The following is a 21,789-nucleotide window of genomic DNA, read 5'->3' as shown; positions in this document are numbered from 1 at the left end:
TTGGCAGGTCTTTTGGTGGGCTGCGGCAATGGCGATTCCATGGAGAATTTCGGTGGGCCGACCATGGGCAGCACGTATTCAATCAAGTACGTGCGTCACGCTGGCATGCCTGGGGTGAAGCAGGTTCGCAGTGAAGTGGAGGGCGTCCTCGGCGAAGTCGATCGGCAGTTGTCCACCTACCGCAATGATTCGGACATCGAGCGTTTCAACGCTTTGCCCGCGAACAGCTGTCAGAAAATGCCTGCATCGGTCCTTGAGTTGGTCCGCGTTGGCGAACAACTGTCAGTGCAAAGCGAAGGCTCCTACGACCTCACTGTCGAGCCGTTGATGAATCTCTGGGGATTCGGCCCGCAGGGGCGCGAAGGGAAAGTCCCAGGTGCCGACGCACTGGCCGAGGTGATGGCGCGCGTCGGTCATCAGCACTTGCACATCAATGGTGATCAGTTGTGCAAAGACGCCGCCGTCGAAGTCGACTTCAATAGCATCGCCGCCGGTTATGCCGTCGACACCATCGCGGCCAGGCTCGATGCGCTGGGCATTCACGATTACCTCGCTGAAGCCACGGGTGAGTTAAAGGCAAAGGGTCGCAAGCTTGACGGCTCATCGTGGCGCATCGCTCTGGAAGAACCGCGTGACGATCAGCAGGTCGCCGAGCGCATCATCGATGTCGACGGCTACGGCGTTTCCACCTCCGGCGACTACCGTAACTATTTCCTGCAGGGCGGCCGGCGTTATTCCCACACCTTCGATGCGCGGACTGGCGCACCCGTCCTACACGATCTGGCGTCAGTCACGGTGATTCATCCTTCAGCGTTGATGGCCGATGGACTATCGACGCTGTTGCTGATTCTCGGCCCGGAAAGGGCTTGGGACTATGCCGAAAAACATGACATTGGTGCATTCTTTGTGATTCGTGCCGATACAGGTTTTGTCGTCCGTACCAACACGGCTTTCGAACGCCTCAGTGGCAAGAAAACTGACTGAGAACAATACGAAAGCTGGCGTTGTAGTGCAGGCAAAAGTAGCCTACGACGCGACCAAGGGTTAATGTGCGCGGCGTTGACGCTTCTATAGACTGTGTCCGGGTTCTTGATTGACCCCCAATTGTTCCTTCGCGCCGCCGTTCGGCGTGATTTAGCCGTAGGTGCTGCTGGCACCGCGGCCTGTTCTGAGGAGTACGCATGGCTGTCTACAACTACGACGTGGTGGTGCTGGGTTCCGGCCCGGCGGGAGAAGGCGCGGCAATGAACGCCGCCAAAGCAGGGCGCAAGGTCGCGATGGTCGACAGCCGTCGCCAGGTCGGCGGCAACTGCACCCACCTCGGCACCATCCCGTCCAAGGCACTGCGTCACTCGGTGCGGCAGATCATGCAGTTCAACACTAATCCTATGTTCCGGGCGATCGGCGAGCCGCGCTGGTTCTCCTTCCCGGACGTGTTGAAAAGCGCCGAGAAAGTCATTTCCAAACAAGTCGCTTCGCGCACCGGCTACTACGCCCGTAACCGCGTCGACGTGTTCTTCGGCACCGGCAGCTTTGCCGACGAGCAAACCATCGAAGTGGTCTGCGCCAACGGTGTGGTCGAAAAACTGGTGGCCAAGCACATCATCATCGCCACCGGTTCGCGTCCTTATCGCCCGGCGGACATCGATTTCCACCACCCGCGTATCTACGATAGCGACACTATCCTCAGCCTCAACCACACCCCGCGCAAACTGATCGTTTACGGCGCCGGCGTGATCGGTTGCGAATACGCATCGATCTTCAGCGGTCTGGGTGTGCTGGTCGAGCTGGTCGATAACCGTGGTCAGTTGCTGAGCTTCCTCGACTCGGAAATCTCCCAGGCGTTGAGCTACCACTTCAGCAACAACAACATCACCGTGCGCCACAACGAAGATTACGATCGCGTTGAAGGCGTCGATAACGGCGTGATCCTGCACCTGAAGTCTGGCAAGAAGATCAAGGCCGACGCCTTGCTCTGGTGCAACGGCCGTACCGGCAACACCGATCAGCTCGGTCTGGAAAACATCGGCGTCAAGGTCAACAGCCGTGGCCAGATCGAAGTCGACGAGGCCTACCGTACCTGCGTACCGAACATCTACGGTGCCGGTGACGTGATCGGCTGGCCGAGCCTGGCCAGTGCCGCCCACGACCAGGGCCGTTCGGCCGCTGGCAGCATCGTTGATAACGGTAGCTGGCGTTTCGTGAATGACGTGCCGACCGGTATCTACACCATTCCGGAGATCAGCTCGATCGGCAAGAACGAGCAGGAACTGACCCAGGCCAAAGTGCCGTACGAAGTCGGCAAGGCGTTCTTCAAGAGCATGGCGCGGGCGCAGATCGCCGGCGAGCCGCAAGGCATGCTGAAGATCCTGTTCCACCGTGAAACCCTGGAAGTGCTGGGCGTTCACTGCTTCGGTTATCAGGCGTCGGAGATCGTCCACATCGGTCAGGCGATCATGAACCAGCCGGGCGAACTGAACACGCTGAAGTACTTCGTCAACACCACGTTCAACTACCCGACCATGGCTGAAGCCTATCGGGTAGCGGCGTACGACGGTCTCAACCGGCTTTTTTGACGGGCTCCGGCCGGTGGCCTGAGCCGGCCGGGGAGACCGATTTCAGCAATTCTCGAGGGTGGCAGTGGCCAAACCGGGAAAGTCTGTAATCAGGCTGTCAACGCCGAAGTCGGCGAGTCTGCGCATCAGCGCAGGCTCGTTGACGGTCCACACCGACACATGCAGCCCTTGACGCTGCGCCTTCTGCAGGCGTTCCGGCGTACACAGCGTCCAGTTCAACGCGAGAATCTCACAGCCATAGCTGGCCGCGACCTTCAACGGGTCGAGCCAGGCGTATTCGGCGACCAGTCCGCGTGACACATCCGGCACCAGATCCAGCGCCGCTTTCAGCACTTCCCGCGAACTCGAGGTGATCGTCACCTTGTCGAGCAGGCCATGGCGCTGAGCCATTTCACGAATCGCCAGCACGGTGGTTGCCGCGCGAGTACGCGAAGCGCTTTTGACCTCCAACTGCCAGTGCTCGAAATCACATTTCTCGAACAACTCTTCCAGCGTCGGAATCGGGCACGGCTTGATCCAGCCGGGGCCGCCCTTGCGCGCGTCGTAGGTCACCAGTTCGGCGGCGGTGTGCTCGACAACCTTGCCGCGCCGTTCCGTGGTGCGTTTGAGGGTCGGATCGTGAATGACCATCAACTCGCCGTCCTTGGACAGGTGCAGATCCAGTTCGCAGCGGCGCACGCCGTGCTTGAGACATTCCTGAAAACTGCTCAGGGTGTTTTCCGGTGCTTCGCCCTTGGCGCCGCGGTGGCCGTAGATGAGGGTCACGGTGCTTCCTTAAGTTAAATGCCAGATTCGTTCTGTTCGCGGGCCAGACGTCGTTCCTGGGCCTGCTTCTGCAAGATATAGCGGGCGAGCAACTGGCGCTGGGCGTCGGTCAAGTGTTCGAACTCGGTGCCGACGTCATAACCCTCGCCCTTGCGGTCGCAATGGGTGACACGGGCGCGCAGCAACAGGCCCAGCGCTTGCGGCATCAGCACCAGTTTCACCGACAGGTGTGCACCGGTGGCAATCGGCGTCGGATACTGAAAGTCGATCCCGCCTTCGGAGATGATCACCGGTTGCGGCTCGCCGATATGGCCGAGCACGGTCAGGGCGACCACCTGGCTGAGCAGGTCGATGCGTTTGTTCTGCGATTTCAGGAACGCGGCGATGGCCCGATCGCGCTCGCTGATCTGGCGCAACAGGTGCTGCGACTCGAATTCGCTCAGGTGCAGTTCGCTGAGCAGGTTGAACAGTGGGGAAGCATCCTGCAACACTTCCTGGCCTGCGGCTTCGGGAGCGGACAGGGGCCGAATTTCCAGTGCGATCGTGTCCTCGATACGGTAGTATTCGCGGCGATCTTCTTCATCTAATGTCGACATGGCGAACCCATGGTAGCGGCGGTGGTCTGAGTGTAAAGCTGGTTATCGACCCCCGCCACAAGGACGTTCCTTTTCCCTCCGAACAAGCCCCGACATGTTCAGACCTCTCTTCGTATTTATTGGCACGCGTTATACCCGTGCAAAGCGTCGCAATCATTTTGTGTCATTCATTTCCCTGACTTCGATGATCGGGCTCGCCCTTGGCGTGGTCGTGATGATCGTCGTGCTGTCGGTGATGAATGGCTTCGATCATGAGATGCGCACCCGTGTGCTGGGCATGGTGCCCCACGCGACCATTGAATCCACTGAGCCGATCAACGATTGGCAAAGTCTGGCCAACAAGGTCAAGCAGAACCCGCAGGTGACGGCGGTTGCGCCGTTTACCCAGATGCAGGGCCTGCTGACCAATAACGGTCAGGTGTCCAAGGTGCTGCTCAATGCCATCGACCCTGCGCTCGAGCGCAATGTGTCGATCATCGACAACTTCATGAAGCAGGGCAAACTCGACGATTTGACGCCGGGCAGCTTCGGCATCGTCATCGGCGACAAGGCTGCGACCAAGCTCGGCGTGGGCATCGGTGACAAAGTCACTTTTGTCGCGCCGGAGGTCAGCGTGACCCCAGCCGGGATGTTCCCGCGCATGAAGCGCTTCACCGTGGTCGGCATTTTCCATGTCGGCGCCGGTGAGCTCGACGGTTATCTGGGCGTCACCAACCTGCAGGATCTGGCGAAGATGCACCGCTGGAAGCCTGATCAGGTGCAGGGCATTCGCCTGAAGTTCGACGATCTGTTCCAGGCACCGCGTGTGGCATGGAACATCGCCCAGCAACTCGGCGAAGATCATTACTACGCCCGCGACTGGACCCGCACCCACGGCAATCTGTATCAGGCAATCCGCATGGAAAAAGCCATGATCGGCCTGCTGTTGCTGCTGATCGTCGCCGTCGCAGCGTTCAACATCATCTCCACGCTGGTGATGGTGGTGAACGACAAGAAGGGCGACATCGCCATTCTGCGTACGTTGGGCGCGACGCCGGGCACGATCATGCGCACGTTCATGGTGCAAGGCACGGTGATCGGTGTGGTCGGCACAGCGATTGGCGCGGTGGTCGGCATTTTCGCTGCGCTTAATGTCAGCGCAGCGATCTCGGCACTGGAAGGCCTCATCGGCCACAAATTCCTTAATGCTGACGTGTATTTCATTGATTATCTTCCGTCGCAGGTGCAGAGCCAGGACGTGGTCATGGTCTGTGCCGCGGCGTTGGTTCTGAGTTTCCTCGCCACCCTGTATCCCGCCTGGCGTGCCGCGCGCACCCAGCCGGCGGAGGCGCTACGTTATGAGTGAGTCGGGCATGAGTGAACAAGCAATCTTGAGCTGCCGCAACCTGGGCAAATCCTACGAGGAAGGCCCGGAATCGGTAGAAGTACTGGCCGGCCTGCAACTGGAGTTGCACCCGGGCGAGCGCGTGGCGATCGTCGGCACCTCGGGTTCGGGCAAAAGTACGTTGCTCAACCTGTTGGGCGGTCTCGATACGCCGACCAAGGGCAGCGTCTGGCTCGACGGTGAAGAGCTGTCGGCACTGAGCGAGAAGAAGCGTGGTTTGCTGCGTAACCGTGCGCTCGGTTTCGTGTATCAGTTTCACCACTTGCTGCCGGAATTCACTGCGCTGGAAAACGTCTGCATGCCGCTGCTGATCGGCAAGACGCCGATCCCCGAAGCCCGTCAGCGCGCCACGGCATTGCTGGAACGCGTCGGCCTCGGTCATCGTCTGGAGCACAAACCGGCGGAACTGTCCGGTGGCGAGCGTCAACGTGTGGCCATCGCCCGCGCCTTGGTGAACAAGCCGGGTCTGGTGATGCTCGACGAGCCGACCGGCAACCTCGACTCGCACACCGCGCAAGGCATTCAGGATTTGATGCTGGAACTCAGCACCTCCATGCGCACCGCGTTCCTGGTGGTGACTCACGACATGAACCTGGCCCGCCAGATGGATCGCGTATTGCACCTGCAAGAAGGTTGCCTCACGCCTATCTGATTGGCTGAAACCCGGCGTCTGTAAAGGCGTCGGGTCTTTTATTTTTATACGGTGCCCCAGCGAATGTTCAGACCGTTATCGATCTTTATCGGCACGCGCTATACCCGCGCCAAGCGCCGCAATCGCTTCGTTTCGTTCATTTCGATGACCTCGATGATCGGCCTCGCCCTCGGCGTGCTCGCAATGATCGTAGTGTTGTCGGTGATGAACGGCTTCCAGCGTGAAATGAGCTCGCGCATCCTCGGCATGGTGCCGCACGCGACCATCGTTGGCGTCAAGCCGATCGATGACTGGCAGCCCGTCGCCGCCGCTGCAATGAAAAACCCCGAAGTGACTGCCGCCGTGCCGTTCACCGAAATGGAAGGCATGCTCTCCTATAAGGGCCTGATGCAGCCGATCCAGATCAGTGGCGTCGATCCTGCGCAGGAAGGCAAGGTGTCGATTGTTGCCCAGCACATTGTGCAGGGGCGTCTGGATGCCTTGAAACCCGGCGAGTTCGGCGTGGTGATTGGTGAAATCACCGCACGACGTTTCCGCCTCAATGTCGGCGACAAGATCACTTTGATCGTCCCGGAAGTCAGCACTGCGCCGGGTGGCATCACCCCGCGCATGCAGCGGCTGAACGTGGTGGGCGTGTTCAAGGTTGGTGCTGAACTGGACGGCTCGATGGGCCTGATCCACGTCGCCGATGCCGCGACCATGCAGCATTGGGAACCGAATCAGGTGCAGAGCGTGCGTCTGGCGGTGAAAGATCTGTACGCCGCACCGAAAGTCTCCTCGGACATCGCTGCCGGGTTGGGCGCCGATTTCAAGGCTGACGACTGGACCCACACCCAGGGCAGCCTGTTCAGCGCAATGAAGATGGAAAAAACCATGATCGGCCTGCTGTTGCTGATGATCGTCGCGGTGGCGGCGTTCAACATCATCGCAACCCTGATCATGGTGGTGAACGACAAGGGCGCGGACATCGCGATTTTGCGTACCATCGGCGCCACGCCACGGCAGATCATGGCGATCTTCATGGTGCAGGGCACGGTGATCGGCATTGTCGGTACGATCATTGGCGGCGTGTTGGGCGTGATTGCGGCGTTGAATGTCAGTCAGATCGTGGGCTGGATCGAGCGAGTCAGTGGGCAGCATATCTTCAGTTCTGACGTGTACTTCGTCAGCAATCTGCCGTCGGAATTGCAGGGTGGGGATGTGCTGTTGATCTGCTCGGCGGGCTTTATTCTGAGCTTCCTGGCGACGGTATATCCGGCCTGGCGGGCGGCGAAGATCGAACCGGCTCACGCCCTGAGATATTCGTAAACGACTCCATGCTCGTTCCCACGCTCTGCGTGGGAACGCCTCAACGGACGCTCCGCGTTCGGCTCTGGAAGGGACGCGGAGCGTCCCGGGCTGCATTCCCACGCAGAGCGTGGGAACGATCAGGTTCGAGGCAACTCAATCACAAACCGCGTCCATCCTTCTTCAGATTCGCAATGAATCTGCCCACCATGGGCGCGGACGATGGATTGAGTAATCGCCAGCCCCAACCCTGCATGCTCACTGCTGCCTTCCTGCCGCGCCGGATCGGCCCGATAAAATCGATCAAACAGGCGTGGCAACAACTCCGCAGAAATCCCTTCGCCACTGTTTTCGACTGAAATGCGTACCGCGTTCGGTTGATCAACGATCCGTAAGCTCACGTAGCCCTCGACCGGGGTAAACCGCAGCGCGTTATCGAGCAAATTCGACAAGGCCCGGCGCAACATGCTGCGATCACCCTCGATCCGCGCGTTGCCTCCTCGACTCAGCCTGACCCCGGCGTCCTCCGCCAGCGGCGCAAAAAACTCCAGCAACACATCGGTCTCGTCCGCCAGTTCCAGCGGCTCGCGCTTGGGCATCAGCAAACCGTGGTCAGCCTTGGCCAGATACAACATGTCGTTGACCAGTTGCGCCATCCATTGCAGTTCTTCGAGGTTGCTGTGCAGCGCTTCGCGGTAATCCTCGATCGGCCGTGGGCGGGTGAGGGTGACCTGAGTGTGGGTCAGCAGGTTCGACAGTGGGGTGCGCAGTTCATGGGCGATGTCGGCGGAAAACGCCGAGAGCCGCTGAAACGAGTCGTCGAGGCGTGCGAGCATGGCGTTGAAGCTGTGGGCCATTTCTGCAAGCTCGGGTGGCATTTGCGCTTCCGGCAGTCGGGCGTTGAGCGATTGTGCGGAAATCCCACGAGCAACCGCGCTCATGCGCCGCAACGGACGCAACCCGCTGCGTGCAGCCCAGGCACCGAGCAAAGCGGTGGCCAGCGCTGACAGCCCGACCGTCAGCCAGATCAGATGCTGCATGCGTTGCAGGAAGTGCTGGTGATGGGTGATGTCCAGCAGCATTGTCAGTTGCGGGGAATCGGCTTTTTCCGGGTAGAGCGGGGCGTTGAGCACGCGGTAATCGGTGCCGTCATGGCTTATGGTCGACAGGCCGGATTGTTGCGGCAAATCCTTGGGGATTTGCGTCGAACTGTCATACCAGCGCTGGCCGTCAGTGCCGGTAATGCGCAACGACAGATCGGCCTGACGGCTCAGCTCATCCGCCAGCCGCGCCTCACGTTGGCCAGGCTGAAGATCCTGCAAGGCGCGGCGCAGGCCAATCAGCTTACCGTCCAGTTGTTGCTGGTCGAGTTCGATAAAGTGCGCCTCGCTGGCGCGGTTGAACAACAGCCCGGCGAACAGCGAAACCACAGCGGTGCAAGCGGCAAACAACAAGGCCAGGCGCGAACTCAGGGACAAACGACGCATCAGGCGCCACGCTCTTCGAGCACGTAACCCATGCCGCGCACGGTGTGGATCAATTTGTTGGGAAACTCGTCGTCGATTTTCAGACGCAAACGGCGGATCGCCACTTCGATGACGTTGGTGTCGCTGTCGAAATTCATGTCCCAGACCTGTGAGGCGATCAGCGATTTCGGCAGCACCTCACCCTGACGGCGCAGGAGCATCTCCAATAACGCGAATTCTTTGGCGGTCAGGTCGATGCGCTGGCCACTGCGCTCGACCCGGCGGCGGATCAGATCCAGACGCAGGTCGGCCAGTTGCAGACTGGTTTCCTGGGTTGTAGCGCTGCCGCGACGCAACAGGCTGCGCACCCGCGCCAGCAGTTCCGAGAAGGCGAAGGGTTTGACCAGATAGTCGTCGGCGCCGAGTTCGAGGCCATGAACCCTGTCTTCCACGGCGTCTTTGGCCGTGAGAAAAAGTACCGGCGTATCCAGCCCGGCGCTGCGCACCGCTTGCAGAATCTGCCAGCCGCTGCGACCCGGCAGCATCACGTCGAGGATCAGCAGCGCGTAATCACCGCTCAAAGCCAGTTGCTGACCGCTGTTGCCGTCGGCCACCAGTTCGGTGTTGAACCCGGCCTCGGTCAGGCCCTGGCGCAGGTATTGGCCGGTTTTCGCTTGGTCTTCGACGATCAACAGTTTCATGGGCGACTCGGGTGGGTTCGGGGGTGTTGTAGTCACGAAAGCTTTATACCGTGAGCGCTGGCGACAAACGCCAACCTGACAAAGTTGTAATCTCCCTGTCAGGTAGATGCCAGCGCAGGCCGGCTAAAGTTTCCCATAAGCTGAATCTTATCTTGTTGGAGAACGACCATGTTTTTACGCCAATCCCTGACGTTGGCTGCCTGTCTGTTGGCGCTGAGTTCACCAGTGTGGGCCGCGCCGGCACACAATTACGACTTCGGCCAGCCAGCGCCTGCCGCCAAAGCCACGCGCAGCATAGAAGTGGTGATGGGTGATATGTCGTTTGATCCGAAAGCCATTCAGATCAAGGCCGGTGAGACCGTTCGTTTTGTGCTGGTGAATAAAGGCCAGTTGTTGCACGAATTCAACCTCGGCGACGCGTCGATGCACGCCAGACACCAGCAGGAAATGTTGCAGATGCAGCAAAGCGGCATGCTTACGCCTACCGGCATGAAGGAAATGTCCCACGATATGGCCGGCATGGATCACGCAGCGATGGGCCATGGCATGAAGCACGACGACCCCAACAGCGTGCTGGTCGAGCCAGGTAAAACCGCCGAGCTGACCTGGACCTTCAGCAAGGCCACCAGCCTGGAATTCGCCTGCAATATTCCCGGGCATTATCAGGCGGGCATGGTCGGCAAACTGACTGTCAGTCAGTAAGCACTCAAAGGCGCGGGCAAAGGCTGGTAGAATCCGCTGATTATTCAGTCAGGTTTCCGCCATGCATCCCGCAGCCGAACACTCGCCGCTGGGCAAATCCAGCGAATACATCGCCACGTACACGCCGTCCCTGCTGTTCCCGATTCCGCGCACCGCGAAATGGGCCGAGCTGGGTCTGACCGCCGAAACCCTGCCGTATAAAGGTGTGGATTTCTGGAACTGCTTCGAGCTGTCGTGGCTGTTGCCGTCGGGCAAACCGGTGGTGGCGATTGGCGAATTCAGCATTCCGGCGGACTCGCCGAACATCATCGAATCGAAGTCGTTCAAGTTGTATTTGAACTCGCTGAACCAGACCGCGTTTGCCGACGTTGCCGCATTGGAAGCAACACTGGTCAAGGATTTGTCGGCCGCCGCCGGCAAACCGGTGGGCGTGCGGGTTCGCAGCCTGAAGGATGTTGAAGCGGAGGGCGTCGTGGCGCTGCCGGGCGTGTGCATCGATGATCTGGATATCAGCGTGAGCAACTATGAGCATCCGCGCCCGGAGCTGTTGCGTTGCGATGAATCGCGGGTTGTCGAAGAGACGGTCTATAGCCACCTGCTCAAATCCAATTGCCCGGTGACCAGTCAGCCGGACTGGGGCAGCGTGGTGGTGGAATATCGCGGCTCGGCGCTGGATCATGCCAGTCTGCTGGAATATATCGTCAGCTTCCGCCAGCACTCTGACTTCCATGAGCAGTGTGTGGAGCGGATTTTCCTTGATCTGCAACGACTGCTGAAGCCAGAAAAGCTGACGGTATTTGCCCGTTACGTGCGTCGCGGTGGTCTGGATATCAACCCGTATCGCAGCACCGAAAGCGTACAGCTGCCGAATCACCGCCTGGTGCGCCAATAAAGATCCAGAATGTGCGATGTCCAATGTGGGAGCGAGCCTGCTCGCGAATGCGGTGTGTCATTCAAGGATGATGTCGATTGACACGACGCCTTCGCGAGCAGGCTCGCTCCCACAGGGGACTGCATTGCAAATCGTAGACATGAAAAAGCCCTGCCAACGATGGCAGGGCTTTTTTTGTGTGGCGGGCAATCAGATCCCCATGCTGCCCAGCGCGTTGACGATATTGCGCAGGGTGCCGGCAATCGCTGGGTGTTCGACTTCGAAGCGTTCAACCGCCAGATTCACGCCATCGGCGATGCTGGCGTCTTGAGTGGCATTTTCCAGTTGAATTTCGGATTCAATTTGCGCCATCAGCACACGCAGGTCTTCACGTTCGACTTCCGACAGCGGCGGATTCTGCTCCAGCTGCTCGCGCAGGGTATCGAGCTGTTTTTGCAGTTCTTGGGCGGGCATGGTGTTTTCCTTTTATCAATAGGCACTGGCATTGACCGCAGCCGCGCGCCAAAGGTCTATGGCTGACCTTTAGATTAATCCACTCCCGGCAAACCTGCATGATCCCGATCAGGGCTTTTCGCCTTTGAGCCGGCGCAGGCTGATGTCGGCGAGACAGGTGTCGAGCTCGCCCAAGTGATCGATCACCGAATGCACGCCGAGGCCGAATAGCTGCATCGTCGCCTTGCCACGCAGTTGTTCGCGTTCTCTCTGGCTCAGCGCTTGCCATTCGCCCGGTGCCAGGCCGCACAGCGAGCCGCAGGAGGCGAGGCCGATGGTCCACAGCCCGGCGTTCAGGCCGGCCTGCAGCAGGCGCGGTTCGCCACTGACCAGCACGCAGCCGTCCAGACAACCGACGTTCAGGTCCATCAAGGCTTGCCAGCAGGCATTCGGCGCAGGCCACGGATTGAGTGTTGCCGAATGTTGCGCGGGTTTGATTGACGCCGGCAGTGAGGCCGACAACGATTGGGCGAGGGCAGGGGGCAGTTCATCCAGCCAGGCACAGGGAATCTGCTGGCGCTGCAAACTGTGCAGACTGTCGAGCGCGCCCGGCGTGGCCTCGGCATATTCGGGACGGGCGACGGTATTCAGACGAGCGCGAGCACCGAAATCCACCAGACAACCGCTGAGTCCAAACAGTACGGCGGTCAGGCTGGACGCGGCGACGGGCAAGGTTTCGGCGTGTGTCATGGCAGCGTCCCTGAAATAGCGACAAGGCTAGTCATTCAAGGTGACAGTTGCGTGACGGCTATGTGAACCGCGGCGTGGGAGGGGTCCTACAACTTTGCACAATTGGCCGACTGCCCAAACGGGCTTTTGCGCTTATACTAGCGGCCTTAATGCCCGGGCCCCGATGCCCGCGACAGTACATATCCAAGGAGTTTTTCTATGCGCTGGAGCTATCCGCTCGCTCAGCTAAGTGTATGTGCCGGCCTGTTGCTGGCGCCGTTCGCCACTCAGGCGGCAACGGAAGAAGACCCTTGGGAAAGCGTTAACCGCCCGATTTTCCAGTTCAACGACTTCGTTGACACTTACGCGCTGAAGCCATTGGCCCAAGGCTATGAGTTTGTCACGCCGCAGTTCCTCGAAGACGGCATCCACAACATGTTCCGCAACGTCGGTGATGTCACCAACCTTGCCAACAACATCCTGCAAGCCAAACCGGCTGCCGCTGGCGTCGACACTGCACGTCTGATCTTCAACACCACGTTTGGTCTGCTCGGCTTCTTTGATGTCGGCACCAAAATGGGCCTGAACCGCAGCGATGAAGATTTTGGCCAGACGCTCGGTTACTGGGGCGTTGGTAGCGGTCCGTACGTGATGCTGCCGCTGATGGGGCCGAGCACTTTGCGTGACGCACCGTCAAAATACGTCGACAGCTACACCGGCATGTACCGCTACATCGACCACGTACCTACGCGTAACTCGATCTTCGGTCTGAACATCGTCGACACCCGCGCCAGCCTGCTGTCGAGCGAAAAGCTGATCAGCGGCGACAAGTACACCTTCATCCGCAATGCTTACTTGCAGAACCGCGAGTTCAAAGTGAAGGATGGCCAGGTCGAAGACGATTTTTAATCTCGACCGGTAAAAACAAAGGCGACCCCAGGGTCGCCTTTTTTGTGTGTAGCTATTTCATTTCCAGAATAGTCAGGCCGAGCTTCTGGCCGCCGCCATCTTGTGGCTTGATCCAGACCACTTCGGTCTCGGCTTCAAGCCCACTGAGCGCCGCGTGTTCGGAATCGATGCGCACGCTCAAACGGTCGCCGACCGCGAACTGGCGCGGCGCTGCGACCTGCATGCCGCTGCTGGAGAGGTCGATGCACACCCCTGAAACCTCATCCCCTTCATGAATCAACACGACATCGGCATCGACCCGCATGCGGATGAAATCGCGCTTTTCGCTGTAGTCCCGACTGGTTTGACTCATAGGTTCGTCCTTCCATTGGGTTACGGTTTGAGCTGTTCTTATAACTCTCGGTGATTTGACAAGTAAAGTCGTCAAGCGACCATCGGCGCATGCTTGAAACGCTCTGCGGATGGGAGTACCGTCTGCGCCTTAGAAGGGCACCTCTGGTGTAACCGCGTTTGCAGCCAATGCTCGAAAGCGGTGCAGCAGAGAGGCTAGAAAGCGAATCCAGTAGTCTGCGCAGGGCCCGATGCCCCGCCAACTACGCCAACCTAATTCTGGCGCCGTTTGCCCACATGCCAAAAACCAGTGCCACGCTGCTGATAATCGATGATGACGAAGTAGTGCGCGCGAGCCTCGCGGCCTATTTGGAAGACAGTGGTTTCAGCGTCCTGCAGGCCAGCAACGGCCAACAGGGTCTTCAGGTATTCGAGCAAGACACGCCCGACCTGGTCATCTGCGATCTGCGCATGCCGCAGATGGGCGGTCTCGAACTGATCCGTCAGGTCACCGAGCGGTCACCGCAGACGCCGGTAATCGTGGTGTCGGGTGCCGGCGTGATGAACGACGCGGTCGAAGCCCTGCGCCTGGGCGCAGCGGATTACCTGATCAAGCCTCTCGAAGATCTGGCTGTGCTCGAGCACTCTGTGCGCCGGGCCCTGGATCGTGCGCGCCTGCTGCTGGAAAACCAGCGCTACCGCGAGAAGCTGGAAAAGGCCAACCGCGAGCTCGAGGCCAGCCTGAACCTGCTCCAGGAAGACCAGAACGCTGGTCGCCAGGTACAGATGAACATGCTGCCGGAAAGCCCGTGGAGCATCGACGAGTTCAAGTTTGCCCACCAGATCATCCCGTCGCTGTATCTGTCGGGTGATTTTGTCGACTATTTCCGTGTCGACGAGCGCCGGGTCGCGTTTTACCTGGCGGATGTCTCCGGTCATGGCGCCTCTTCAGCCTTCGTCACCGTGCTGCTGAAGTTCATGACCACGCGCTTGCTGTTCGAATCCAAGCGCAACGGCACATTGCCGGAATTCAAGCCTTCGGAAGTTCTTGGTCATATCAACCGGGGGCTGATCAGTTGTAAGCTGGGTAAACACGTCACAATGGTCGGTGGAGTCATCGACGAGGAGACCGGTTTGTTGACCTATAGCATCGGCGGCCATCTGCCGTTGCCTGTGTTGTACACGCCTGACAGTGTTCGTTATCTCGAAGGGCGTGGTCTGCCGGTGGGCCTCTTCAATGAAGCCACCTACGAAGACCACGTGCTTGAGCTGCCGCCGACGTTCAGCCTGACGCTGATGTCCGATGGCATTCTGGATCTTTTGCCAGAACCTACGCTCAAAGAAAAAGAAGCCGCTTTGCCTCAACGGGTGAAGTCGGCGGGCGGCAGCCTGGATGGTCTGCGGCAAGTGTTTGGATTGGCCACGCTAGGGGAGATGCCGGATGATATCGCCCTGTTGGTGTTGAGCAGGAATCTTTAATGAGTACCGGTAGAATCCAGTTCGCCGAGCAGGACGGCACCTTTGTCCTGAAGTTCGTCGGTGAAGTTCGCCTGACCCTGTGTTCGGCGTTGGATGCGACTATTGAGAAAATCTTCACCGCGCTGAATTTCAACGCGATCGTGATCGATTTGACCGAAACCCGCAGCATCGACAGCACGACGTTGGGCCTGTTGGCCAAACTGTCGATCCTGTCGCGGCAGAAGGTCGGCCTGCTGCCGACCGTCGTCACCACCCACGAAGACATCACCCGTCTGCTGCAATCGATGGGGTTCGAGCAGGTGTTCAACATCGTCAACCACCCGGTGCCGTGCCCGGAGTGCCTGGACGATCTACCGGATCAGGACCAGTCGGAAGAAGTGGTGCGGATCAAAGTGCTCGAAGCGCACAAGATCCTCATGGGCCTCAACGATTCCAATCGTGAAGCGTTCCATGATCTGGTGAATGCCCTCGAGCGGCATTGAGTGATGCCGGCCGGACGGGCCTCTTCGCGAGCAGGCTCGCTCCCACACTGACGCGGCGTCGATCACAAATCCCACTGTGGGAGCGAGCCTGCTCGCGAAAGCGGTCGCAAGAACACTGAAATTATCCAGCAGCCATAAAAAAGGGCGAATCCACCAGGATTCGCCCTTTTCGCATTTCCCTAACTCAAATCACAGCTTGGCCTGCAACAGCGCCTCAAGCTTCTCCTGGTCGCGAGCGAACTGACGGATGCCCTCAGCCAGTTTCTCGGTGGCCATCGCGTCTTCGTTGGACAACCAGCGGAATTGCGCTTCGTTGAGGCTCAGACGGGCTTCACCGGCGTTGCCCGGGGCGAGTTTGCGCTCCAGCTTGCCGGTGTCGGCCGCCAGTTTGTCGATCAGGTCCGGGCTGATGGTCAGGCGGTCACAGCCGGCCAGTTGCTCGATCTGGTTGAGATTACGGAAGCTCGCGCCCATGACCACGGTCTTGTAGTCATTGGCCTTGTAGTAGTTGTAGATGCGGGTGACCGACTGCACGCCCGGATCATCGGCGCCGGTGTAGTCGTTGCCGTTGGCCTTCTTGTACCAGTCGTATATGCGGCCCACGAACGGCGAAATCAGAAACACGCCGGCGTCGGCGCAAGCGGCAGCCTGAGCGAAGGAGAACAGCAGGGTCAGGTTGGTCTGGATGCCTTCCTTCTCCAGCACTTCGGCGGCGCGGATGCCTTCCCAGGTCGAGGCGATCTTGATCAGTACGCGATCACGGCCAATGCCGGCCTTGTCGTACAGTTCTATCAGGCGATGCGCGCGCTTCAGCACGGCATCCTTGTCGAACGACAGGCGCGCATCCACTTCGGTGGAGATGCGGCCCGGAATCACTTTGAGAATTTCCTGACCCACCGCAACGCCGAATCGGTCGCTGGCCAGGCCGACATCGCCCTTGCAGTCGCTGACGCAAGCGTTCAGCAGCTCGGCGTACGCCGGAATGGCCGCCGCTTTGAGCAGCAGGGAAGGGTTGGTTGTGGCGTCGACCGGTTTGACTCGGGAGATCGCTTCGAAGTCGCCGGTATCGGCAACAACGGTGGTGAATTGTTTGAGTTGTTCCAGCTTGGAAGTCATGGGCGTGCTCTATCCTATGGGTCTGATGACATTACCCGAGCGCTGACGGTCACTCAAGGGCGTGTACGTGTATCGATGGCCCCTGCGGCAACAACCTGAAAACGATTGTTTGAAAGGTGGGGCGGGCTATCGATGAATACGATGCCAAAACAGCCAACAGGTTCAAAGCAACCGACCTGCGAACAGGCCGGTTGTATCTGTGCTACTGGGCGTTCAACAGGGCTTCGACCGACATGCGCGCCGGTTTCGGTTGCCCGTCGGACATCAGCAGGCCGAAGTTCTTCTCACGTTCATTGCTGCCCGTCTCGCTGTTCTTCCATTCGTAGATGGAGGTCAGCGGGATGTTGAGTTTTTTAACATCGCCGATAAACGCATTGATCTTGCTCGCCTGACCTTCGGCACCGCCGTTGGACGCGAGTGCCGAGATTCCCCATTCACTGATGACGCCCGGCAGATGGAAGTTCTGCTGAATAAACGCCTGCGCGTTGCTGATCTGCGCGGCCGTCATGCCATACGGGTGATAGGACACGGCGCTCAAGCATTTCGGGTATTCGCTGACGATGCGGTTCAGTGCCACGGTGGAAGCCGAGCCTGCGCTGGGTGGCCGGGCGAAACCGTAGCCGATCACCGGCGTCGATGGCGGTTGTCCTTGCAGCGACTTGCACACCGCGCTCATGAACGGCACAAACGTGGTGTCGAACTTGCCCGTCGGCCAATAGGTTTCCAGATCGGGTTCATTCCATAGTTCGATCGCTACCAGTTGCGCGCTGTACGACTGTTGCAATCCGGTCACCGCTTTGCCAAAGCCTTCACCGGCCGTGGCCAGATCGGCAGTAGACCCGGCGGGCAAGGGTTTGATCGCGCGAACCGTCAGCAGAACCGGCAGCCCGGCGGACCTGGCCGCCGCAAAAGCATCGCTGACTTGTTGCTGATAAGCCTTGGCCGTCAGGCTGTCGCTCCACACGCCGAAGCGGACAAAACCGAAGCCGGCCGATTTGATCTGCGCGGCGTCGGCAGCCGTGAAGTTCTGGATCTTCACCTGAACGCCGATGTTCTTCGCCGGAAGGTTTGGAAACGTTTCGCTGGCGTGCAGCGGGGTTGTTGCACCCATTGCCATCAGCGCCAGCGCGCCGAGTCGTTTGAGATGTGCTGATTTCATGTCTGCTCTCCCGAAGAGAAGTGACAACTACGAATATTGATCTCGTTACCCGGTTTTCGAACAAGATGATGGCACTTAGTGCGTGAATGTTATTTTTTGTCGGAAATCAAACAGCCGAAAATCACAGTTATTTTTAGTCCGCTAATTGTGGTTGGGGTACTTTTAGACGCTGTGGTACTTAATGCTCCAGTACTAACAGGGCGAATCTATTTCTGAGTGCAGGAAGATCTTGAGGGTTCATTCAAATGCTCTCGGGATGTTGGCCGTTTGACATTACACAGGAAAGTAAAACCTTGTTCAGAAAGATCCTTGTTGTTTGCGTTGGCAATATATGCCGGAGTCCGACGGCAGAACTGTTATTGCGCAATGCGCTGGGCTCCTCGCCCATCACCGTGGCGTCCGCAGGGCTTGCTGCCCGGGTCGGCGAAGGTGTCGAGGCTTCGGCCCGGCAGGTCCTCGAAGATCACGGACACAGTGCCGAAACGTTCCAGGCACGGCAACTCACAGCCGACATTGTCAATGAATCGGATTTGATTCTGGTGATGGAAAAACAGCATGTAAATCAGGTGCTGAAAATTGCCTCTCATGCCCGAGGCAAAGTATTTCTGCTCGGTAAATGGCAGAGCGAGCGCGAAATACAAGATCCGTATCGTCAAGGCAAGGCCGCTTTTATTCATGCCCATGCATTGATTGAAGATGCTGTCAGCTCATGGGCACAACGCCTCGCGCGTTGATGAATATTCTTCAGATCAATGAATGGTAAGAACAGACTTATGCAGTTACCGTCCGTAATCGGCACCCGCGACAATGATCAAGACAGTATTGATCTGCTCGGTATATTCGGCAGTTTGATCGACCAGAAATGGTTGATCGGCGCACTGACCGGGGCCTTCATGGTCACCGGTGTGGCCTACGCGGTATTGGCCACGCCCGTGTACCTGGCGAATGCGCTGGTGCAGGTCGAGCCGAAAAAGAACGACATGCTCGGTTTCTCCGACCTCAACAGCATGCTCGGTGGGCAATCGCCGTCGGTGACCGAAATCGGCATCATCAAATCGCGCGCGGTGATCGGCAAAACCGTCGACGACCTGCGCCTGGACATCGATGTCACCCCCAACACCTTCCCGATGATTGGCGGCTTTCTCGCCCGGCGTTATCGCGGCGAGACCGAAACCAGCGTTGCTGCGCCGCGTTTCGGCCTGAACAGCTATGCGTGGGGCGGCGAGCGCCTGGAGTTTGCCCGGCTCAATCTGCCCAAAGAACTGCTGGGCAAGAAACTCACCCTGATTGCCGGCGAACAGAAGCACTTCCAGTTACTCGATGACAACGACAACCTGCTGGTGGAAGGCGTCGCCGGCGAAGCGTTCGCGCAGGACGGTGTAGAAGGGCAGATCACCCAGTTGTTGGCCAATCCCGGCACGCGTTTCGAAGTGGTGCGCAACCCACGGATCGTGACGATTCAGGGTTATCAGGACGCACTGGATATCTCCGAGCAGGGCAAGGAATCGGGGATTATCAAACTGGCGCTGGCCAGCAGCGACGCCGCTGAAGCGGTGAAGATTCTCAACAAGATCGCCGCGCTTTATGTCGATCAGAACGTGCGCCGCACCTCGGCGGAAGCGGCGCAAAGTCTGGCTTTCCTGCAAAGCCAGTTGCCGCAGGTCAAGCGTGATCTGGCCAAGGCCAGCGATGCGTTGAACGCCTATCAGACCCACGGCAAGACCGTGAACATCTCGCTGGAAACCCAGTCGGTGCTCGGTCAGTCGGTGGCGCTGGAAACGCGGATTTCCGAGCTGAAAATGCAGCAAGCGGAGATGGACCGCAAATTCACCAAACAGCATCCGGCCTATCGCGCGTTGATGAGCCAGATCGGCGAGCTGACCCAGCAACAGAAATCGCTGGAAGGCAAAGTCGGCGATCTGCCCGCGACACAGCAGGAATTGCTCAACCTGACCCGCGATGTCGAAGTCGCTTCGCAGATCTACACGCAGTTGCTGAACAAATCCCAGGAACTGGACATCGTCCGCGCCGGTGCCGTCGGTAACGTGCGTTTGGTCGATGCAGCAGATGTCGATCTGACCAGCCCGGTCAAACCGAAAAAAGCCCTGATTGTGCTGATTGCTACGTTCCTAGGCGCCTTTGTCGGCGTGGCGCTGGTGCTGCTGCGCAAATCCCTGAGCCGCGGTCTGGAAGGCCCGGAAGCCATCGAGCAACTTGGCTTGCCGGTGTACGCGTCGATTCCGTACAGCGCCTTGCAGGATGAAGAAGACAACAAAAAAGGCCGCGCCCGCGACGGTGTCGACAAACCGGCGTACCTGTTGGCCCTGCGTAATCCGACGGATCTGTCGATCGAATCGATCCGCAGCCTGCGCACCTGCCTGCACTTCGCCGGGCTCGATTCGACCAACAACCGCATCATGATTTCCGGGCCGAGCCCGCAGGTCGGCAAAACCTTCGTCTCGTCCAACCTTGCCGCCGTCATGGCCCTGAGCGGCCAGCGCGTGGTGCTGATCGATGCCGACATGCGCAAAGGTCACCTGCACAAAACCCTCAACACGCCGATCACCAACGGTTTGTCCGACCTGCTGGTCAAGCGCTGCAGCATCGATCAGGCGATCAACAAAATTGAAGTCGACAACCTGCACTTCATCAGTCGCGGCCAGGTACCGCCCAATCCCTCCGAGCTGCTGATGCACGCCAACTTCCGCGATTTGCTCGCCGAACTGAGTGAGCGCTACGACCTGGTGATCATCGATACGCCGCCGCTGCTGGCGGTGACCGATGCCGCGATTGTCGGCCGTGAAGCCGGGATCAGCCTGATCGTCACGCGCTTCGGGGTGAACCCGGCCAAAGAGATCGAACTGACCATTCGCCGCTTCGCGCAGAACGGCATCGAGCTCAAAGGCGCGGTGTTCAACGGCGTCGAGAAGCGTGCCGCCAGTTATTACGGCAACGGCGGCTACGGCTATTACAACTACGAATACGCGTCCGACAAATCCTGACTGTCAGCGACTGTTTTTTCCTGTTTGAAGTGGGTGATTTGTGAAGAAAATACTGCACGTGGCAGAGACGATCAAAGGTGGCGTAGCGACGGTGATCCGGACGATTTCGGCTTCGCCTGAAGGCGATGCGGCGAACTACGAGCTGGTGTATCTGGTTCCGGATGATCAGGCCAAAGAGTTGCACGGCATCGGCGCGCAACAGATCCGCACCTTCCCGCGTACCGGGCGCAATGTGCCGTCGCTACTTCGTTTCGCCTGGCGCCTGACCCAGGTGATGCTCAAGGAAAAACCCGACGTGGTGCATTTGCACAGCACCTTTTCCGGGGTGATCGGGCGGTGCGTGTGTGTGCTGCTGCGACCGTGGCGCAAGCCGAAAATCGTCTATTGCCCGCACGCGTTTTCGTTCTTGATGGAAAGCTCGCCGACCAAGCAGAAAGTCTATGCGTGGATCGAGCGGGTGCTGCAGAAAGTCACCGACGTGATCATTTGCGTCAGCCAGTACGAACTCGACAAAGCCGCGCGCTTCGGCATCGAGCGCAAGCGCATGACGCTGATCTACAACGGCATTCATCGCAAGGAAGACGCGCAGAAAGCGGTTGGCAACGAGCCGATTCATCTGCTGTTCGTTGGTCGCCTCGATTATCAAAAGGGCTTCGATGTGCTGCTCAAGGCTTACGCCAAGGTGCAGCGCAGCGACATGAAACTGACCGTGGTTGGCAGTGCCGTCAATGAGGACGCGGTCGAGTGCCCGCCGATGGATGGCGTCGAGTACCTGCCGTGGGTCACCCCGAGCGAAGTGCAGGCGCTGTATCAACAATCCGATGCGCTGATCGTGCCGAGTCGCTGGGAAGGTTTCGCCATGGTGCCGCTGGAAGGCATGGCCATGGGCTTGCCGGTGATCGCCAGCAATTGCACGTCACTGCCCGAACTGGTCACCAACGAAGTGTCTGGCTACGTCTTTCCGTCCGGTGATCACCAAGCGCTGGCCGATGTGCTGACGATTATCCAGAAGCCGCGTTTGCTCGACCTCGGCAACCAAGGACGCAGCATTGTCCGCGAGCGCTTCAGTGCCGCGTTGATGATTCGCCAGACCTACGACCTGTATCGCGCTCCCACTTTTTAAGTAGAAC

At 58.9% G+C, this 21,789-nt stretch carries 22 protein-coding genes and 1 pseudogene; 13 read left to right on the top strand and 10 right to left on the bottom strand.

Annotated elements, in window-relative coordinates; translation table 11 throughout:
* Positions 1 to 39 precede the first annotated feature (39 nt).
* Together PspS49_RS20110 and sthA are read left to right on the top strand one after the other, a co-directional pair.
* The gene (locus PspS49_RS20110; RefSeq protein WP_238786297.1) at positions 40 to 984 is read left to right on the top strand and encodes an FAD:protein FMN transferase; all 945 of its coding nucleotides are present in this window, start codon (positions 40 to 42) and stop codon (positions 982 to 984) included.
* A gap of 197 nt (positions 985 to 1,181) precedes the next feature.
* Positions 1,182 to 2,576 carry a Si-specific NAD(P)(+) transhydrogenase gene (sthA, locus tag PspS49_RS20105; RefSeq protein ID WP_127929145.1) on the top strand — a complete coding sequence of 465 codons (1,395 nt, stop codon included), beginning with the start codon at positions 1,182 to 1,184 and terminating at the stop codon, positions 2,574 to 2,576.
* Positions 2,577 to 2,618: 42 nt separating this feature from the next.
* Here the strand turns inward: sthA and PspS49_RS20100 are convergent, their stop codons facing one another.
* Both PspS49_RS20100 and PspS49_RS20095 read right to left on the bottom strand, forming a co-directional pair.
* Positions 2,619 to 3,341, bottom strand: coding sequence for a glycerophosphodiester phosphodiesterase (locus PspS49_RS20100; RefSeq protein ID WP_007910500.1), 723 nt, complete (start codon positions 3,339 to 3,341; stop codon positions 2,619 to 2,621).
* A 14-nt stretch (positions 3,342 to 3,355) separates the two neighbouring features.
* Complete coding sequence (locus PspS49_RS20095; RefSeq protein ID WP_016986736.1) at positions 3,356 to 3,937, bottom strand: PilZ domain-containing protein; 582 nt, start codon at positions 3,935 to 3,937, stop codon at positions 3,356 to 3,358.
* Positions 3,938 to 4,031: 94 nt separating this feature from the next.
* Between PspS49_RS20095 and PspS49_RS20090 the strand changes: the two genes are divergently transcribed.
* The 3 genes from PspS49_RS20090 (at position 4,032) to PspS49_RS20080 (ending at position 7,281) form a co-directional block, all read left to right on the top strand.
* Positions 4,032 to 5,282 (top strand): lipoprotein-releasing ABC transporter permease subunit, encoded by a 1,251-nt coding sequence (locus tag PspS49_RS20090; protein WP_007910504.1) that lies wholly within the window; start codon positions 4,032 to 4,034, stop codon positions 5,280 to 5,282.
* 7 nt (positions 5,283 to 5,289) lie between these two features.
* Positions 5,290 to 5,973 carry a lipoprotein-releasing ABC transporter ATP-binding protein LolD gene (lolD, locus tag PspS49_RS20085; RefSeq protein WP_162835970.1) on the top strand — a complete coding sequence of 228 codons (684 nt, stop codon included), beginning with the start codon at positions 5,290 to 5,292 and terminating at the stop codon, positions 5,971 to 5,973.
* Positions 5,974 to 6,036: 63 nt separating this feature from the next.
* On the top strand, positions 6,037 to 7,281 hold the full coding sequence (locus tag PspS49_RS20080; protein ID WP_034156425.1) for a lipoprotein-releasing ABC transporter permease subunit: 1,245 nt from the start codon (positions 6,037 to 6,039) through the stop codon (positions 7,279 to 7,281).
* A gap of 119 nt (positions 7,282 to 7,400) precedes the next feature.
* Here the strand turns inward: PspS49_RS20080 and PspS49_RS20075 are convergent, their stop codons facing one another.
* Together PspS49_RS20075 and PspS49_RS20070 are read right to left on the bottom strand one after the other, a co-directional pair.
* The gene (locus tag PspS49_RS20075; RefSeq protein ID WP_160041199.1) at positions 7,401 to 8,747 is read right to left on the bottom strand and encodes a heavy metal sensor histidine kinase; all 1,347 of its coding nucleotides are present in this window, start codon (positions 8,745 to 8,747) and stop codon (positions 7,401 to 7,403) included.
* Positions 8,747 to 9,427 carry a heavy metal response regulator transcription factor gene (locus PspS49_RS20070; RefSeq protein ID WP_064392816.1) on the bottom strand — a complete coding sequence of 227 codons (681 nt, stop codon included), beginning with the start codon at positions 9,425 to 9,427 and terminating at the stop codon, positions 8,747 to 8,749. Before PspS49_RS20070 ends, PspS49_RS20075 begins: the two co-directional genes overlap by 1 nt.
* Before the next feature lie 168 nt (positions 9,428 to 9,595).
* Between PspS49_RS20070 and PspS49_RS20065 the strand changes: the two genes are divergently transcribed.
* Both PspS49_RS20065 and queF read left to right on the top strand, forming a co-directional pair.
* Positions 9,596 to 10,129 (top strand): cupredoxin family protein, encoded by a 534-nt coding sequence (locus PspS49_RS20065; RefSeq protein ID WP_150776372.1) that lies wholly within the window; start codon positions 9,596 to 9,598, stop codon positions 10,127 to 10,129.
* A 61-nt stretch (positions 10,130 to 10,190) separates the two neighbouring features.
* A complete protein-coding gene (gene queF / locus PspS49_RS20060) occupies positions 10,191 to 11,021 on the top strand; it encodes an NADPH-dependent 7-cyano-7-deazaguanine reductase QueF (protein ID WP_160041197.1) in 831 nt (276 codons plus the stop codon).
* Between the two features lie 26 nt (positions 11,022 to 11,047).
* On the opposite strand, the pseudogene PspS49_RS29885 reads toward queF, so the two are convergent.
* From PspS49_RS29885 to PspS49_RS20050, 3 genes and pseudogenes are all read right to left on the bottom strand, one after another.
* Positions 11,048 to 11,146 (bottom strand): annotated as a pseudogene (locus PspS49_RS29885) (metal ABC transporter ATP-binding protein); the annotation flags it as partial.
* 64 nt (positions 11,147 to 11,210) lie between these two features.
* Entirely contained in the window at positions 11,211 to 11,474 is a 264-nt protein-coding gene (locus PspS49_RS20055; RefSeq protein ID WP_077573823.1) for a DUF4404 family protein, read from the bottom strand.
* 108 nt (positions 11,475 to 11,582) lie between these two features.
* Complete coding sequence (locus PspS49_RS20050) at positions 11,583 to 12,203, bottom strand: HAD family phosphatase (RefSeq protein WP_150776370.1); 621 nt, start codon at positions 12,201 to 12,203, stop codon at positions 11,583 to 11,585.
* 198 nt (positions 12,204 to 12,401) lie between these two features.
* On the opposite strand from PspS49_RS20050, the gene PspS49_RS20045 reads away from it, so the two are divergent.
* Positions 12,402 to 13,091, top strand: a complete 690-nt coding sequence (locus PspS49_RS20045; RefSeq protein ID WP_038362262.1) for a VacJ family lipoprotein — start codon at positions 12,402 to 12,404, stop codon at positions 13,089 to 13,091.
* A 52-nt stretch (positions 13,092 to 13,143) separates the two neighbouring features.
* On the opposite strand, the gene PspS49_RS20040 is transcribed toward PspS49_RS20045, so the two are convergent.
* The gene (locus PspS49_RS20040; RefSeq protein ID WP_127929139.1) at positions 13,144 to 13,443 is read right to left on the bottom strand and encodes a PilZ domain-containing protein; all 300 of its coding nucleotides are present in this window, start codon (positions 13,441 to 13,443) and stop codon (positions 13,144 to 13,146) included.
* Between the two features lie 275 nt (positions 13,444 to 13,718).
* On the opposite strand from PspS49_RS20040, the gene rssB reads away from it, so the two are divergent.
* Both rssB and rssC read left to right on the top strand, forming a co-directional pair.
* The gene (gene rssB, locus PspS49_RS20035) at positions 13,719 to 14,900 is read left to right on the top strand and encodes a two-component system response regulator RssB (RefSeq protein WP_016986724.1); all 1,182 of its coding nucleotides are present in this window, start codon (positions 13,719 to 13,721) and stop codon (positions 14,898 to 14,900) included.
* Positions 14,900 to 15,382, top strand: a complete 483-nt coding sequence (gene rssC, locus PspS49_RS20030) for an anti-sigma factor antagonist RssC (protein WP_003226553.1) — start codon at positions 14,900 to 14,902, stop codon at positions 15,380 to 15,382. Before rssB ends, rssC begins: the two co-directional genes overlap by 1 nt.
* Before the next feature lie 189 nt (positions 15,383 to 15,571).
* Here rssC and tal read toward each other — a convergent pair whose 3' ends face one another.
* Together tal and PspS49_RS20020 are read right to left on the bottom strand one after the other, a co-directional pair.
* Entirely contained in the window at positions 15,572 to 16,498 is a 927-nt protein-coding gene (gene tal / locus PspS49_RS20025) for a transaldolase (RefSeq protein WP_038362268.1), read from the bottom strand.
* Between the two features lie 202 nt (positions 16,499 to 16,700).
* A complete protein-coding gene (locus PspS49_RS20020) occupies positions 16,701 to 17,657 on the bottom strand; it encodes a cellulase family glycosylhydrolase (protein ID WP_160041195.1) in 957 nt (318 codons plus the stop codon).
* A 293-nt stretch (positions 17,658 to 17,950) separates the two neighbouring features.
* Between PspS49_RS20020 and PspS49_RS20015 the strand changes: the two genes are divergently transcribed.
* From PspS49_RS20015 to PspS49_RS20005, 3 genes are read left to right on the top strand one after another with little or no spacing between them, the layout of a single operon-like run.
* Complete coding sequence (locus tag PspS49_RS20015) at positions 17,951 to 18,391, top strand: low molecular weight protein-tyrosine-phosphatase (protein WP_127929137.1); 441 nt, start codon at positions 17,951 to 17,953, stop codon at positions 18,389 to 18,391.
* 39 nt (positions 18,392 to 18,430) lie between these two features.
* Positions 18,431 to 20,659 (top strand): polysaccharide biosynthesis tyrosine autokinase, encoded by a 2,229-nt coding sequence (locus PspS49_RS20010; RefSeq protein WP_160041193.1) that lies wholly within the window; start codon positions 18,431 to 18,433, stop codon positions 20,657 to 20,659.
* A 40-nt stretch (positions 20,660 to 20,699) separates the two neighbouring features.
* Positions 20,700 to 21,782, top strand: a complete 1,083-nt coding sequence (locus tag PspS49_RS20005; RefSeq protein WP_160041191.1) for a glycosyltransferase — start codon at positions 20,700 to 20,702, stop codon at positions 21,780 to 21,782.
* Positions 21,783 to 21,789: the final 7 nt, after the last annotated feature.

Origin of the sequence: Pseudomonas sp. S49, from assembly GCF_009866785.1 — a bacterium.
GTDB lineage: Bacteria > Pseudomonadota > Gammaproteobacteria > Pseudomonadales > Pseudomonadaceae > Aquipseudomonas.
The sequence above is the reverse complement of the archived record's forward strand: the minus strand, read 5'-3'. Positions and strand labels throughout refer to the sequence as shown.